Annotated in this window: 12 protein-coding genes and 1 pseudogene; 9 read left to right on the top strand and 4 right to left on the bottom strand. The window is 55.9% G+C overall.

Annotation, left to right across the window (positions count from 1 at the left end):
* Window positions 1-5: 5 nt before the first annotated feature.
* Both HB680_RS26795 and HB680_RS26790 read right to left on the bottom strand, forming a co-directional pair.
* Window positions 6-569 (bottom strand): YceI family protein, encoded by a 564-nt coding sequence (locus HB680_RS26795; protein WP_213941407.1) that lies wholly within the window; start codon window positions 567-569, stop codon window positions 6-8.
* Window positions 570-708: 139 nt separating this feature from the next.
* Window positions 709-1,632, bottom strand: a complete 924-nt coding sequence (locus HB680_RS26790; RefSeq protein ID WP_256735633.1) for a LysR family transcriptional regulator — start codon at window positions 1,630-1,632, stop codon at window positions 709-711.
* A gap of 109 nt (window positions 1,633-1,741) precedes the next feature.
* Between HB680_RS26790 and HB680_RS26785 the strand changes: the two genes are divergently transcribed.
* The 3 genes and pseudogenes from HB680_RS26785 to HB680_RS26780 all read left to right on the top strand — a co-directional run bounded on the left by HB680_RS26785 (window position 1,742) and on the right by HB680_RS26780 (window position 4,011).
* On the top strand, window positions 1,742-3,172 hold the full coding sequence (locus HB680_RS26785; protein WP_213941406.1) for an amidase: 1,431 nt from the start codon (window positions 1,742-1,744) through the stop codon (window positions 3,170-3,172).
* A 24-nt stretch (window positions 3,173-3,196) separates the two neighbouring features.
* Window positions 3,197-3,283, top strand: a pseudogene (locus tag HB680_RS33145) (metal ABC transporter ATP-binding protein); the annotation flags it as partial.
* A 65-nt stretch (window positions 3,284-3,348) separates the two neighbouring features.
* Window positions 3,349-4,011: a VOC family protein gene (locus HB680_RS26780; RefSeq protein ID WP_213941405.1), complete on the top strand. Its 663-nt coding sequence runs from the start codon at window positions 3,349-3,351 to the stop codon at window positions 4,009-4,011.
* An 839-nt stretch (window positions 4,012-4,850) separates the two neighbouring features.
* Here HB680_RS26780 and HB680_RS26775 read toward each other — a convergent pair.
* On the bottom strand, window positions 4,851-6,209 hold the full coding sequence (locus HB680_RS26775) for an MATE family efflux transporter (RefSeq protein WP_213941404.1): 1,359 nt from the start codon (window positions 6,207-6,209) through the stop codon (window positions 4,851-4,853).
* Between the two features lie 221 nt (window positions 6,210-6,430).
* On the opposite strand from HB680_RS26775, the gene HB680_RS26770 reads away from it, so the two are divergent.
* Window positions 6,431-7,267, top strand: coding sequence for a hypothetical protein (locus HB680_RS26770; protein ID WP_213941403.1), 837 nt, complete (start codon window positions 6,431-6,433; stop codon window positions 7,265-7,267).
* A 102-nt stretch (window positions 7,268-7,369) separates the two neighbouring features.
* On the opposite strand, the gene HB680_RS26765 is transcribed toward HB680_RS26770, so the two are convergent.
* Window positions 7,370-8,506 (bottom strand): hypothetical protein, encoded by a 1,137-nt coding sequence (locus HB680_RS26765; protein ID WP_213941402.1) that lies wholly within the window; start codon window positions 8,504-8,506, stop codon window positions 7,370-7,372.
* A gap of 468 nt (window positions 8,507-8,974) precedes the next feature.
* Between HB680_RS26765 and HB680_RS26760 the strand changes: the two genes are divergently transcribed.
* The 5 genes from HB680_RS26760 (at window position 8,975) to HB680_RS26740 (ending at window position 13,016) form a co-directional block, all read left to right on the top strand.
* Complete coding sequence (locus HB680_RS26760; protein ID WP_213941401.1) at window positions 8,975-9,247, top strand: hypothetical protein; 273 nt, start codon at window positions 8,975-8,977, stop codon at window positions 9,245-9,247.
* 102 nt (window positions 9,248-9,349) lie between these two features.
* Window positions 9,350-9,754, top strand: a complete 405-nt coding sequence (locus tag HB680_RS26755; protein WP_213941400.1) for a hypothetical protein — start codon at window positions 9,350-9,352, stop codon at window positions 9,752-9,754.
* Window positions 9,755-9,762: 8 nt separating this feature from the next.
* Complete coding sequence (locus HB680_RS26750) at window positions 9,763-10,080, top strand: hypothetical protein (RefSeq protein WP_213941399.1); 318 nt, start codon at window positions 9,763-9,765, stop codon at window positions 10,078-10,080.
* Between the two features lie 69 nt (window positions 10,081-10,149).
* Window positions 10,150-10,551: a GFA family protein gene (locus HB680_RS26745; RefSeq protein ID WP_213941413.1), complete on the top strand. Its 402-nt coding sequence runs from the start codon at window positions 10,150-10,152 to the stop codon at window positions 10,549-10,551.
* 308 nt (window positions 10,552-10,859) lie between these two features.
* Window positions 10,860-13,016, top strand: coding sequence for a TonB-dependent siderophore receptor (locus tag HB680_RS26740; RefSeq protein ID WP_213941398.1), 2,157 nt, complete (start codon window positions 10,860-10,862; stop codon window positions 13,014-13,016).
* Window positions 13,017-13,069 lie beyond the last annotated feature (53 nt).

Below are 13,069 nucleotides of genomic sequence, written 5' to 3'. Positions count from 1 at the left end.
TGTGGTTACTGCTCCGGCGCGACTATCCGAAAGCGGATGTTGATGTCTTTGGAGACCACGCCATCCGCCCACTCGCCCTCGCCGATGTTGAAGTCATCACGATTGAGTGCGAACTCGCCAACAAACACGCCGATGCCACTTTCCGCTTTCAGCTGGACTTGAACCTCCACTGGGCGGGTGATGGTTTTGAGGGTGAGATCGCCCGTAAACAGGTAGCGGTTGTCGCCAAGGGCTTTGACGCTGGTGGATTTGAAGACACCTAGCGGGAAGTGCTCGGTGTCGAACCAGGCAGGCTTTTGCAGTTCGGTATTGGCATCGCTGCTACCGGCGTCGATGCTGGCAAGCTGAATGCTCAGCGCGGCGTGGGCAGCCGAGGGGTTTTGCGTGTCGAAATCGAGGGTGCCTTCGAACTGGCCGAACGTGCCGTACACCCGCGAGCCGAACTGGCTGTAGGTGAAGCTGATCTGGCTGGCGGCGGCGTTGACTTGGCGGTACTCGACGGCTTGAACCCCGGCGGCGAAGACCATGGCGACAGCGATTGCAGCGCAGCGCAGGAATCGAACGCGCATGAGATTCTCCAGTCAGGCTTTCTATGATTGGGGCATCGCGCGTGTTGGTCGGCGATAGGTGGACTAAAGCAAATAACCACGGTTTATTCCACTGGCGCGAGCGTGGACCCACTGGATCAAGCGCCCTTGCCACAGGTATTCATCGCTCATCTGAACCCGACATCCGCCCCTTCAAATACCCGATAAACGCCGTCACCTTCGGCGATGGCAAATGCTCCCGCGCCGTAACCGCATTCAGATCCTGCGGCGGGCCGATCCACTCCGGCAATACCCTGCGCAACCGCCCTGCCTCAACGTCAATCTGCATGCTCCGATCCATCCCCAAGCTCAGCCCTTCACCGGCAAGCAGCGCATCCTTTACCAGCGCCGGGTCATTGGCAATGATCGTTGGCTCAACCCGATAATTGCGCAACTTGGCGCCCGCCTTGCGCAACGGCCAGACGTAACCGACATCACGCCTAGCCTGATTCAGAACCAGCGTGGAATGCTGAATCAAATCCTCGGGCGTCGCCGGTTGTCCATGACACTCGATATATTCCGGCGCGGCGTAGATGCCCGTCGCATAACTCGCCAACCGCCGAGCCACCAGACTCGAATCCGGCAACGCGCCGAGACGCAACGCCACGTCAATCTCCTCCCCCACCAAGTCCAGCGGCACGTGGGACGCCAATATCTCAAGCTTGATCTCCGGATACGCCTGGCGAAACCCGGCCACCAACGGCGCAAACCAACTGACCCCGAACGAGTACGGCACCGTCACCCGCAACCAGCCGCGCGGGCCATCGCGCAACTGATGCACGGCCAGTTCGGCGTGCTCAAGGGTCGCGGCGATGTCCTTGCATTGCTCGTAGTAAACCGCCCCGGCCTCGGTCAGGCTCAACTGTCGGGTGGTACGGCGCAACAGTTGCACACCGATGGCCTGCTCCAGCTCGCGCACGCGGCGGCTGACGGTGGTCTTGGGAATCTGCAAGGCCTGGGCCGCCCCTGTAAAACTGCCCAGACGCACCACCCGCACGAACACCAGCGTGTCATTCAAGTCCCGGATCATGGAAATGCCTGTCATGGTGGAATCGCTGGATTGTGCCACTAACGGTACATTCCATACCGCTTTTATGGGCTAATCAGCGGTCCGCCCGCGCCCTATCCTCGAGTCTCTTAAGTGGAGACTGCTCATGAATTTGAACGAATACGCGAATTTCGACGGCATCGGCCTCGCCCAATTGGTGGCAGCCGGCGAAGTCACCCCGGCAGAACTGGCCGAGCTCGCATTGGCCGCCGTCAACCGGGTCAACCCGCAGATCAACGCCGTCATCGAAACCTGGTCACCCGGCGTGACCGAAGGCACGGGGCCGCTGGCCGGTGTGCCGTTCCTGATCAAGGATTTGGCCATCACCTCGGCAGGCCGACGCGTAGAGTTGGGCAGCCGCTTGGCGCAAGGCTTGGTGGCGGAATCCGACTCGTACCTGATGCAACGCTTCAACGCCGCCGGCCTCGCCACGCTGGGCCGCACCACCACGCCGGAAATGGCCTTCAGCACCGAAACCGAATCCGCCCTGCAAGGCCCGACCCGCAACCCGTGGGACCTCCGGTTATCGGCCGGCGGATCGAGCGGCGGTTCAGGTGCTGCGGTCGCCGCCGGTATCGTGCCGATTGCCCATGCCACCGACGCCGCCGGTTCGATCCGCGTACCGGCAGCCTTCAACGGATTGGTCGGCCTCAAACCGACGCGCGGCCGCGCCTCCAACGGCCCGGCGCTGGACGAAGTGTTTGCCGGTTTCGGCGTGCAACTCGGTCTGTCGCGAACCGTGCGCGACAGCGCGGCGTTGATGGACATTGTCCAGGGCGGCGCGCCCGGCGATCCGTATTACACCACCGCACCGGCCGAAGGCTTTCTCGCCCAAGTGGGCCGCGACCCGGGACGGCTGCGCATCGGCATGCTCGACACACCCTGGAATGGCGCCCCGCTCGCCCCCGACATCGCCGACGCCACCCACGCCGTCGCCCGCGAACTCGAAACCCTCGGCCACAGCGTCGAACCCGTCAACGCCCCGCTCGGCACCTCGTGGGACGCCTTCGTCGAAGCCAACGCGCACATCTGGTGTGCCACCCTCGTCCGCTGGATCGACGGCCTCGCCGCCGCCACCTCACGCCCCATCGACCTGACCACCCTCGAACCCGCCACCCTCGCCTGCTACGCCTACGGCCAACAGGCCCGCGCCGTCGAATTCGCCGCCGCGCTGGAAACCCGCAACCTCATCGCCCGCAGCGTGGCGAGTTGGTTCGACGACTTCGACGTGCTGCTGACACCCACCCTGCCGCGCCTGCCCCAGGCCTTGGGCACCTACAACCTCGGCGCGGAAAACATGGACGGCTTGCAATGGACCGCGCGGGTATTTGAACACTCACCGTTTACCCCGGTATTCAACGTCGCGGGCACGCCCGCGATCTCGTTGCCGCTGGGGATGTCGCGCGGCCTGCCCATCGGCCTACAGTTTGCGGCACGCTTCGGCGCGGAAGATGTGTTGTTGCGACTGGCGGGGCAATTGGAAGTGGCAATGCCATGGCATCAGCGCCGGCCCGGCGTCTGGGCAGGCAACCCATAAAACCCACACCACCCCAAATCCCCTGTGGGAGCGGGCTTGCTCGCGAAGGCGTCCTATCAGCCAACATCTACATTGACTGACACCCCGCCTTCGCGAGCAAGCCCGCTCCCACATTGGACGGTGTATAAACCTGAAATCGATCCCGGCAGACAAATCCTCACAAAGGCACGGAGCACATGAAAACCACCCTCGACCACCTCGCCATCGTCGCCCCCGACCTCGACACCGGCTGCGCCTTCGTCACCGGCGCGCTCGGCGTAGACCTCCAACCCGGCGGCGCCCATCCGCGCATGGGCACCCACAATCGGCTGCTGCGCCTGGGGCCTGATACTTACCTGGAAGTGATCGCCATCGACCCATCCGCCCAACGCCCCGACCGACCGCGCTGGTTTGGCATGGATGACTTGCCTGTTGATGCACCACCACGCCTGGCAACCTGGGTCGCCCGCACCGACGATATCCAAGCCATAAACGATGCCTGCCGCAACATCGTGGGCAACCCCGAACCCATGACCCGGGGCACCCTGTCCTGGCAAATCACCATCCCCGCCGACGGCAGCCTGCCGCTGAACGGTTCGGCACCGACGTTGATTCAATGGGAGCAAGCGCCCCATCCAGCGACTGCAATGCTGGATCGAGGCTGTGAGCTGGTGGCGCTGGATGTGTTCGATCCCGATCCCGGAAAAGTCCAGGCGCTGCTGACGGCGCTAAACTTTTTCGGCCCGGTCCACCTTCATGCGTTGGAAGCGACCGGAAAGCCCTACCTGGTCGCGCATATCCAAACCCCAAGCGGCCTGAAAACATTGCCGATTGTTCATGGCTGCGATCTTGGCGGTTAACGTCACGCCACATCCCTCAGGCACACTGAACGGCTATTGATCCACTGATGAATTTTGTATTTTCTTGATCAAACGAAGGCTGTCTATCCGAACTTCCATGCGTTTTCGAATGTCTTGAACCTGTTGCTCCGTTAGCCATCTTGCCCCTAGCTTAAACTTGGATTCACTCAAGCATCGTTCTAAATATTCTTGATCTTCTGGTGCAGGCTCCCTGTTGAATTGCTGAAGGCTCGCCAGTCGAATGATTTCCTCCTTACTACCGGAGTACCCGCCAAAAGAAACAATTCGGTCGGGATGAACAGACTTACAGTCAATGAGTACTTCAAGCTCCGTGTTTCGGAACTCGCCTATACCATATTCGAGGTTGTTGACGGCCCCAGCGTGAGTCGCCACAGCTCTGCGAAATCCGTCGGACTCTAGAAGACGGGCCAGATTAATCACTGTTCGTCCCTCCGTAGGGTCAATCCTGAATATCACCCCCTGTTCCCCCTTCGGTGGAACGCCGTTAGCAAACGTCTTGGCAACGTCCTCACTCAAAGTCCATGACGAAATTTTCTCAAGCAAACACTCGTCGCCAAGCAAATTCCAGACGGATTTCTTACCAAGCGCGACCCGTCTGAAAACCGGCTCGTCACGAGATCTGAACTCGATTGGGAGCCGACCCGCGATTCGATCCAATCGGACCGCGTTTTCAGGACATGAATCAATCATCCAACGATTGACGGCGTCGATTAGCTCAACGGAAAAGCACTCTAGAATTGTCATTAAATTGCGGTAACTTCAGGCGATCTGTGGTGGGCGGGCATAATACATCGCCAAAGCGCACATCAATCAATGGCCTATACCAACCGCTCAATCTTCTGATGCTGCCAGACAAACTTGTAATACGCCGTCTGCAACGCCAGCATCCCCAAATACGCCACCGGAAACGCCATCCAGACACCCTGCAATCCGTACTTCGCATCCAATAGATACGCTACCGGCAACTGCACGCATAACACGCAAACAATCGAAATCGCCATCGGCACCAACACCGTGCCACTGGCACGCATGATCCCGCCGATAATCGCCTGGAAGCCAAACACCAACAGACTCCACAACATAATGTGCAACAGATGCTCAGCCATCGCCCGCGTGGAATCCTCGGTCAGGAACAACCCCAACAACCAGTGCGACAACAAATAACCCAACAACACCAAGCCACCGGTCAAACACACATTAATCAACAGCCCCGTGCGCAAAATCGGCGTAATCCGCTCCAACCGCCCCGCCCCAATCGCCTGCGCCCCAAGAATCGACGCGGTGATCGCAATCGACAACGCCGGAAACTGCACGTAATTCACAATCTGCGTCACCGCCCCGTACGCCGCCGTCGCCTGGGAACCGTGCTGATTCACCAACGCCAGAATCACCAACTCCGACGCCGACAACACCACCATCTGCAACCCGGTCGGCAACCCGATACGCAACACCTTGCCCAGAATATCCAGGTCCAAGCGCATCGCCGCAAACATCTCCCGATCCGGCGCCAACGGATGCCCCTTGCGAATCAACCTCCACGCCAACCACCCCATCGCCGACAAATTCCCCGCCAACCCCGCAAACGCCGCACTCTGAATCCCCATCGGCGCAAAACCCAGCCAGCCTTTAATCAAGGCAGGCGTCAGCGCCAGACCGATGCACGTCGAAACCACCAACGCCACCAACGGCGAAACCGTATCACTCACCCCACGCAGCAACTGCGTGAACAACACGTACACCAACAGCGACGGCATGATCCACATCATCACGTGCGCGTAAGCCACCGCGTCATCCAGCACATCCGCCGGCGTGCCCAAACCCTGCAAGGCTGGCCTTGCGAACACACTGCCCAACACCGCAGCCACCAACCCAATCATCGCGCCCAACAGCAGAGTTGTGGCGGCGATGGTTTTCACCAGATGGGTTTCCCGCGCGCCCCAGGCTTGGCCGATGAGCACGCCGGCGCCGGCACCGAGGCCGATGACCAGGGCGATGAAGAAGAAGACGATGGGGAACATGCCCGATACCGCCGCCAAGGCTTGGGTGCCAAGCATTTGGCCGATGTAGATGCTGTTGATGGTGCCCGACATGGATTGGAGGAAGTTGGAGAGGACCATGGGGGCTAGGAAAAGGAGGTAGGTTTTCCAGAGGGGGATAGTGGGACTGGGTGTTTGCATGCGTAGGGCTCGGGGTGGCAAGTGATCGAGGTGGGTGGAGTCTACGTCATGGGGAAATGGGATCGCATTGGAAAAAATGGGATTTGAGATTTCTCAGTTATTTAAAGGCTGGGATGGCGATTTGCGACTACTTTGATACTGGCTCATAGAAATGTGGCTCCAACGTCTTCTAAGCGCATAGAGCATTTTTATTTGGCATACATTCTCACAAGGATTAGTCAATGACAGACAACATTAAAGCAATCGAAATAGAACCAAAGCTAAAGTGTGGGCTAATCATGCCAATATCCGCTATCGATGGTTGTCCAGCATCCCATTGGATAGAGGTTGCACTACTGGTAAAGGAATCACTTATCGGCACTTCATTCACCACAGAACTTGTAAGTGATGCGGACGAGATAGGTGTAATACAAAAAAGGATCGTCCAAAACATCTATAACAATGAAATGGTAATCTGCGATGTTAGCGCAAAAAATCCAAATGTTATGTTTGAACTCGGAATGCGACTAGCATTCGACAAACCTACCATAATCATTAAAGACGACAAAACAAATTATTCGTTTGACACAAGTGTCATCGAGCATATCGAATACCCAAGAGACTTGCACTACCCATCAATAGTAGCATTCAAAGCAAAACTAAAAGAAAAGGTCTTGAAGACGTATACTGCTTCAAAAGAAAGCGGCTTTACCACTTTCCTAGGTCACTTTGGTCAATTCGTCGTATCAAAAATAGATGTAAAAACAGTCGGCAAAGAAGAGTTCCTGACTTCCGCGATCGAAGAACTCCGAAACTCCATGACTGATATAAAAATCATGTTAACAAAAAGCGCCCCTCGCAAGATCAACCCACCACCGGAGCTAGTTAGAATATTTACCAAGAAATACCTATCATCAGAAAAATCTCCGCATAATACGGCGGGAGAAATGGATATAGAGCGCTTGGTAATGCAGGCATTGAATGCATGTGCAGACGAGCTAAAAATCGAACTATCCCCCAGCAATTACGACAACATAAAAACGTTAGTTACTTCCACAGTCCTCGAACACCTCCTATGATAAAAAGATATAAAAACAGAATCAAAATAACAGAACTGCATCTCAACCACATATTGTACGAACGAATAAAAACAAAATAATTCAATACAACCGCAGTACTAATCAGATAATAGTCCTGCCCATCATATCAGACACCAGATTTTCCCTAGACAGGTATTGACCATTTAATTTTACCGTCCCAAATGTATCGTCAATAATTCGATTGCGCCCCTGATGAACGTGCACATGAATACCAAATTCCTGTGGCCGTTTAGCGGTCCACAGAACCGCTGGAGTAGAGGCCCATATCGTATAAGTACAATCCTTGTACATATCAAGATCCAGATCAAGCTCCACGCCAGGAGTTACATAAGTCAATGTGTGCGCATACTTCTCATACAGCGGCTTCAATGGCGTGGAAGCAATAGCTTCTTTACTCCAAGTGCTATCTCTTCCGCAATTTCCACAAAAATGCTTTCTATGAGGCACTCGAGCAAACTCTGCCAAATCCAAATGAGGATATCCGCAATGAGAGCAATTCACGCAACCCATTGTTATATTATTTTCAAGACAATATACAAAATCAAAAGCTGCTGGGGGCGTAATTTGCACATGAGTAATCTCTTCATTTCGAAACAGTCCTGCCTCTGGACTATAACGCATCGAGACTGCTAAAAAATCTCTATCAACCAGTTTCCTTCCTCCTTCGACCTCTCGTACGTGAACATGTATCTTAGGGGCGCGCGACTCAATATTTTCTGTAGATATTGCAGCAGGCATTGAGCACCAAACTCCTACCTCAGCATTACCATCGACATCAATCGAGTACGGATTTACTACATAATTCATTCCTTGATCGTGATTTGCACACCGCATGACCTGAGATTCCGCATACAACTTCTGATCCGCCATGTTACCCCAGTGCGTTTGGTGAGTAGTACACCACCAACGATGAGCACCATTCCTAAACTTTCCAGCATTAATAATTGAACACGGCAACTGTGCATCGCAGCCTGAAGTAGCCGGAAAATTACCTAAAATTGTATCAGTGAAGACCGCTATATTTCCAAGGGTACGACCGTAAGACCAGCATATTGCCGTTGACTTTTCACTAAAAAACTCAACTGGAGGAGTAGGAGAATGCTCAGGCCCTATATTTCTTATATAGATTTTGTGTGCCGGAGCAACGGAGTTGTCCCATCTACACTCCCATAGGTCAACTGACCCTGAAGCAGCATTAATTCGTCGTTCGATAAACATAAATCAGCCATCCCTTTTATTTTTAAGCGCCTTAAATCTTGTCGCATCTCACTAACAACGTAGTTGAAAACAAAAAGCCCTTTAAAACCAAAGTGAATAACCAAGAGGAAAACTGTCACTTTTTCGGCATAGCATTTTTGAAGACATGCGATATAGAGCCTGCGCACTCCTACACCAACATCGGAATCCTCCGCCTTGATCCCTATGCTTTTGGGGCTTATAGTCCGCCCCGTCGCCCAAATGGCGATCAGGTTTGGCGACCTGTTTGATCGGGTGCAAAAGCTCTGTGCTTTCTTGCAGACGCTGTTGCACGTTCGCAAAGCTGTCTTTATGGCAGCTGTGCGCGGGAGACCTTCGGGTCTGCCGGTTTTCCGATCCCGGTTCGCCAACCTGCGTACAGCTGTCACCCATTCGTTTGGCGACGATTGAGGGGCAGTCAACCTTTGCTTTGATCGGAGTTTTACGTTTATGGAAAGATACATGCCTATCACCGGAATCGACCTGGTCCCGGCTTCCCTGCTCATCGACACCCACGCTCCACTCGACGTTCTGCAAGCCATGGCCGATTACCGCATCCGCACGGTCACGCAGGTGTTGGAGAACATTGCCTACCGCGCCGAGATCGGTTGCGACACGGTGGTGTTGGCGGATTTCTGCAGGTTGTTGGTCATTCCGTTACGCGATGGCTGTGATTTGATGGATGTGATCGGTCGGCGCTTGCGGGCGCAGGTTAAGGAGTAAGTGAAAACGGGTGCCGTGCAGGCACCCGTTTTTTTTGTCGGTTGGACGCGTGGAGGCATAGAATCCGTCGCTCGCCTCGCCCCGACTTCGCAAGGACTGTGAATGCCTTCCCATAAACGCCTCAGTAGCGTGTGTCATAGCCTCGCTCACCATGCCGGCAGTTCGCTGTCCTGGGTTCATCCCCATTTCAGCGAAGCGTTGCGGCCGTTGGGTGTCAGGATTGCGGCGGTTGATTTGACGAAAGACGAGCCGTGTCCTGCGGCGTTGAAAAGTCATCCCTATTTGTCCAACGGGCTCAATGCGTTGAAATCGCGTTTTGAGGAGATTCTTCGGGCGGAAGGTTTCGCGCTTTCGGCGCTGCAAGAGGCGACGGTGTTGTTTAACTTTGAAAACGGTAGCGACGACTATTGCTGTGAGTGTCATGCGAGGTTGGTCAGCGTGACTGGCCGGCAGTACGTGGCGGCGGTGAATTATTTGGGCAAGTCCATCGTTCCGCAGTTTGGGTGATTTCAATAATGGGACCGAAGACTGAGCAGCTTATTGGCGTGCTTGAGCAACTTGCCGTGGTGCTTGAAAGCGAAGGCGCCGTTCACTGGGGTCAGTGGATGCGCAAAGCGCGGGCGCACTTGTTGAACGGGGATGCCTACGGGGTTGAGTATCTGTTGTCAGCCTACGGCGGGATGGGTTCGCTCAATGATCTTGTGCTTGGCCAACGTTTTGTCGAGGGTGTGTTTGCCTGGAAACCCGGGCATGTTGAGTTGAATGAAACGTTCGATGCGCTCAGGGACGAAGCCGCCACACTCGCTTATGCGATTAAACGGGCTCAGGATTGATCGGCGAAAACTTGTTCGGCGTTCGCTGTGCCCTTACCCACCTCTTTTTTATTTGAGTAACCGATGAACATGGATGAATTTCATCAAGGCAGTTGTCTGTGCGGGGCCGTGAAGTATGAGGTTTCGGGTCAACTGAAAGCCGTGTCGCACTGTCATTGCGGCATTTGCCGGAAGGCGCATGGCGCCGCGTTCGCGACGTATGCCAGTGTTCCCAGATCGGCCATTTCGATCGCGAGCAGTGTGGATGCGCTCAAGCGTTATCAATCGTCGGCCGGGATCACGCGGCAGTTTTGTTCGAACTGTGGGACTTCGTTGTTCTGGTCGGATTCGAATGGCGAGTTTCCGGATTGGATTTCGGTTGCGATTGGTACGCTCGATACGGCGTTCCACGCGACCAAGCAGAAACACGTGTGTGTCTCGTCGAAAGCCTCCTGGTTTGAAATAGAAGATCAGTGGCCTCAGGAGGGCTGATGGTCGCGGATCGTTTGACCTGAATGAAAACTGGGCGCCTTGAAGGCGCCCGTTTTGTTTGGGGTTGCTGGTTGCAGATTTCGGTCGTTTGCAGCGTATTTCCGCTTGTACCCAACCTCCCTATAGCCTCGCGTGAATGCGCGGTCAGCCCCTCTTTGACGCTTCGCCCCGCCGCTGTAAATGTGAAAAATTTGTTAAACCCCTGTCTCCAATGGGTTTTTAGGAAGGAAACAATCTGCCACACTGACGAGAATAATTCTCAACACGATTATCATTGCCATGGATGGCCGTCAGGGAGCGTCAGATTCATGCTTGGGCATCAACCGCAAAACCGCACGCCTTTTTCACCGGGTCTTCTGGCCATCGCCATCTACTTCGCAAGCACTCATGCCGCTATCGCCGCCGAAACCGCGAACCCGCCTGCAACGCTAGAACTGGACGCCACCAGCATCACCAGCGAACAACTGGGTGCCACCACTGAAGGCACCGGTTCCTACACCACCGGCCCGATGCAAACCGCGACCAAGTTGCCGTTGACCATGCGTGAAACCCCGCAGGCCGTGACGGTGATCACCCGCCAGCGCATGGACGATCAGGCCATGACCAGCGTTAACGATGTGGTGAAGAACACGCCCGGCCTGTTCCTCAGTCAGTCCAGCGGACCCGGGCGTCAGACGTACAGTTCTCGTGGTTTCGACATCGACAACATCATGTACGACGGTCTGCCGAGTTCGTATTCCGGCTACACCATGGGCGTGCAGCCTAATCTGGCGATGTTTGATCGCGTGGAGGTGATTCGCGGTGCCACGGGGCTGGTCACCGGGGCTGGCAATCCATCAGCGGCGATCAATATGGTGCGCAAACGCCCGACGTTCACGCCGCAGGTCAGCCTGACGGGGGCGGCCGGCAGTTGGGATGATTATCGCGGTGAGTTTGATGCTTCCGGTCCGCTCAACGACAACGGCACGTTGCGCGGACGGATGGTCGGTTCTTACCGGGATGCCGACAGTTTCCGCGACAAGGAGCAAAGCGATCACGGCCTGTTCTACGGGATTGCGGAAGCGGACTTGAGCGACAGCACGACCGCGTCCCTGGGCTTCTCTCGTCAGGAAGACCAAACCAATTTCTTCTGGGGTGGTTTGCCGCTCGGCACGGACGGTCATCACCTGAACCTGCCCCGCTCCACCTACCCCGGCACCGATTGGGAAAACAAAAAGCTGCGGGTCGACACGGTGTTCGGCGACATCGAGCATCGCTTCGACAATGATTGGAAACTGCACTTCGCCGGCTCGACTTCAACGCTGGACGGCATGTTCTCCGGGACTTACCTGTCGCGCTACGACGGTCCGCTGGAAACCACCGCATGGCAATCGAGGCAAGACGAAAAGCAGACCGCGTTTGACACTTATGCCAGCGGCCCGGTGGAAGCGTTCGGGCGCACCCATGAAGTGGTGATCGGCACCAGCAAGCGCATTTACGACAACACCAGCAAAGACTACAGCCCCTACGACACCGGGTTGCCGATCGGCGCGCCGAAGCCGGACTTCGTGCGTGACGGCAAAAGCCACAACATCACCACGCAGGACGCGGTTTACCTGACCACCCGGTTGAGCCTCGCCGACCCGCTCACGCTGATTCTCGGCGGGCGCCTGGACTGGTATGACTACGACGACCGCTCGGGAGACGGCGACTACAAGGTCACCCGCAACCTGACGCGCTACGGTGGCTTGATCTACAAACTCGACGATCACCACTCCGTGTACGCCAGCTACACCGACATTTTCACGCCACAAACCTCGCAGGACCTTTCCGGCAAATTGCTTGATCCGATCGTGGGGGAAAACTACGAAATCGGCATCAAGGGCGAATACTTCGATGGTGCCCTCAACGCGAGTCTGGCGGTGTTCCAGACCGACCAGAAAAACCGCGCCACCGAAGCCGCCACTCAACTGGGCTGCCCGGTGCTGACTTGCTACGAAACGTCCGGCCTGGTGCGCAGCCAAGGGGTGGACATGGAACTGCAAGGCGCGTTGACCGAAAACTGGCAGGTCGGCGCCGGCTACACCTACACCCGCGCCCACTACATCAAGGACACCGACCCGGCCAACGAAAATCAGCGTTTCGAGACTGACACGCCGGAGCATCTGTTCAAGCTGTCGACCGTTTACCGGCTCCAGGGCCCGCTGGAAAAACTCCGCGTGGGGGGCAACGTCTATTGGCAGAGCCGCATGTACAACGACGTGGACGTGGCCAATGGCAGTTATCGTGTGGAACAAGGCAGCTACGCCGTGGCGGACCTGATGGCGGGTTATAAGGTCAATGAGCACCTGGACCTGCAACTGAACGCCAACAACATCTTCGACCGCGTTTACTACGCGGCGATTGGCAGCAGCACTGTGTGGGGCTCCACGGATACCTATGGCAATCCGCGCAGTTATGGGCTGACGGCGAAGTACAGTTTCTGACGATAAGTGAGCCGTTGGACTCAGGTATAGGCGGTGGTTGTTCAACCATCGCC

Source organism: Pseudomonas sp. dw_612 (assembly GCF_018449725.1).
Lineage (GTDB): Bacteria > Pseudomonadota > Gammaproteobacteria > Pseudomonadales > Pseudomonadaceae > Aquipseudomonas.
Note: the sequence above shows the minus strand (reverse complement) of the source record. Positions and strands in the feature narration are given on the sequence as shown.

What these genes read in the sequence shown, in the direction of transcription:
- HB680_RS26795 (WP_213941407.1), bottom strand. Translation starts at nt 569, where the DNA reads ATGCGCGTTCGATTCCTGCGCTGCGCTGCAATCGCTGTCGCCATGGTC.
- HB680_RS26790 (WP_256735633.1), bottom strand. Translation starts at nt 1,632, where the DNA reads ATGACAGGCATTTCCATGATCCGGGACTTGAATGACACGCTGGTGTTC.
- HB680_RS26785 (WP_213941406.1), top strand. Translation starts at nt 1,742, where the DNA reads ATGAATTTGAACGAATACGCGAATTTCGACGGCATCGGCCTCGCCCAA.
- HB680_RS26780 (WP_213941405.1), top strand. Translation starts at nt 3,349, where the DNA reads ATGAAAACCACCCTCGACCACCTCGCCATCGTCGCCCCCGACCTCGAC.
- HB680_RS26775 (WP_213941404.1), bottom strand. Translation starts at nt 6,209, where the DNA reads ATGCAAACACCCAGTCCCACTATCCCCCTCTGGAAAACCTACCTCCTT.
- HB680_RS26770 (WP_213941403.1), top strand. Translation starts at nt 6,431, where the DNA reads ATGACAGACAACATTAAAGCAATCGAAATAGAACCAAAGCTAAAGTGT.
- HB680_RS26765 (WP_213941402.1), bottom strand. Translation starts at nt 8,506, where the DNA reads ATGTTTATCGAACGACGAATTAATGCTGCTTCAGGGTCAGTTGACCTA.
- HB680_RS26760 (WP_213941401.1), top strand. Translation starts at nt 8,975, where the DNA reads ATGGAAAGATACATGCCTATCACCGGAATCGACCTGGTCCCGGCTTCC.
- HB680_RS26755 (WP_213941400.1), top strand. Translation starts at nt 9,350, where the DNA reads ATGCCTTCCCATAAACGCCTCAGTAGCGTGTGTCATAGCCTCGCTCAC.
- HB680_RS26750 (WP_213941399.1), top strand. Translation starts at nt 9,763, where the DNA reads ATGGGACCGAAGACTGAGCAGCTTATTGGCGTGCTTGAGCAACTTGCC.
- HB680_RS26745 (WP_213941413.1), top strand. Translation starts at nt 10,150, where the DNA reads ATGGATGAATTTCATCAAGGCAGTTGTCTGTGCGGGGCCGTGAAGTAT.
- HB680_RS26740 (WP_213941398.1), top strand. Translation starts at nt 10,860, where the DNA reads ATGCTTGGGCATCAACCGCAAAACCGCACGCCTTTTTCACCGGGTCTT.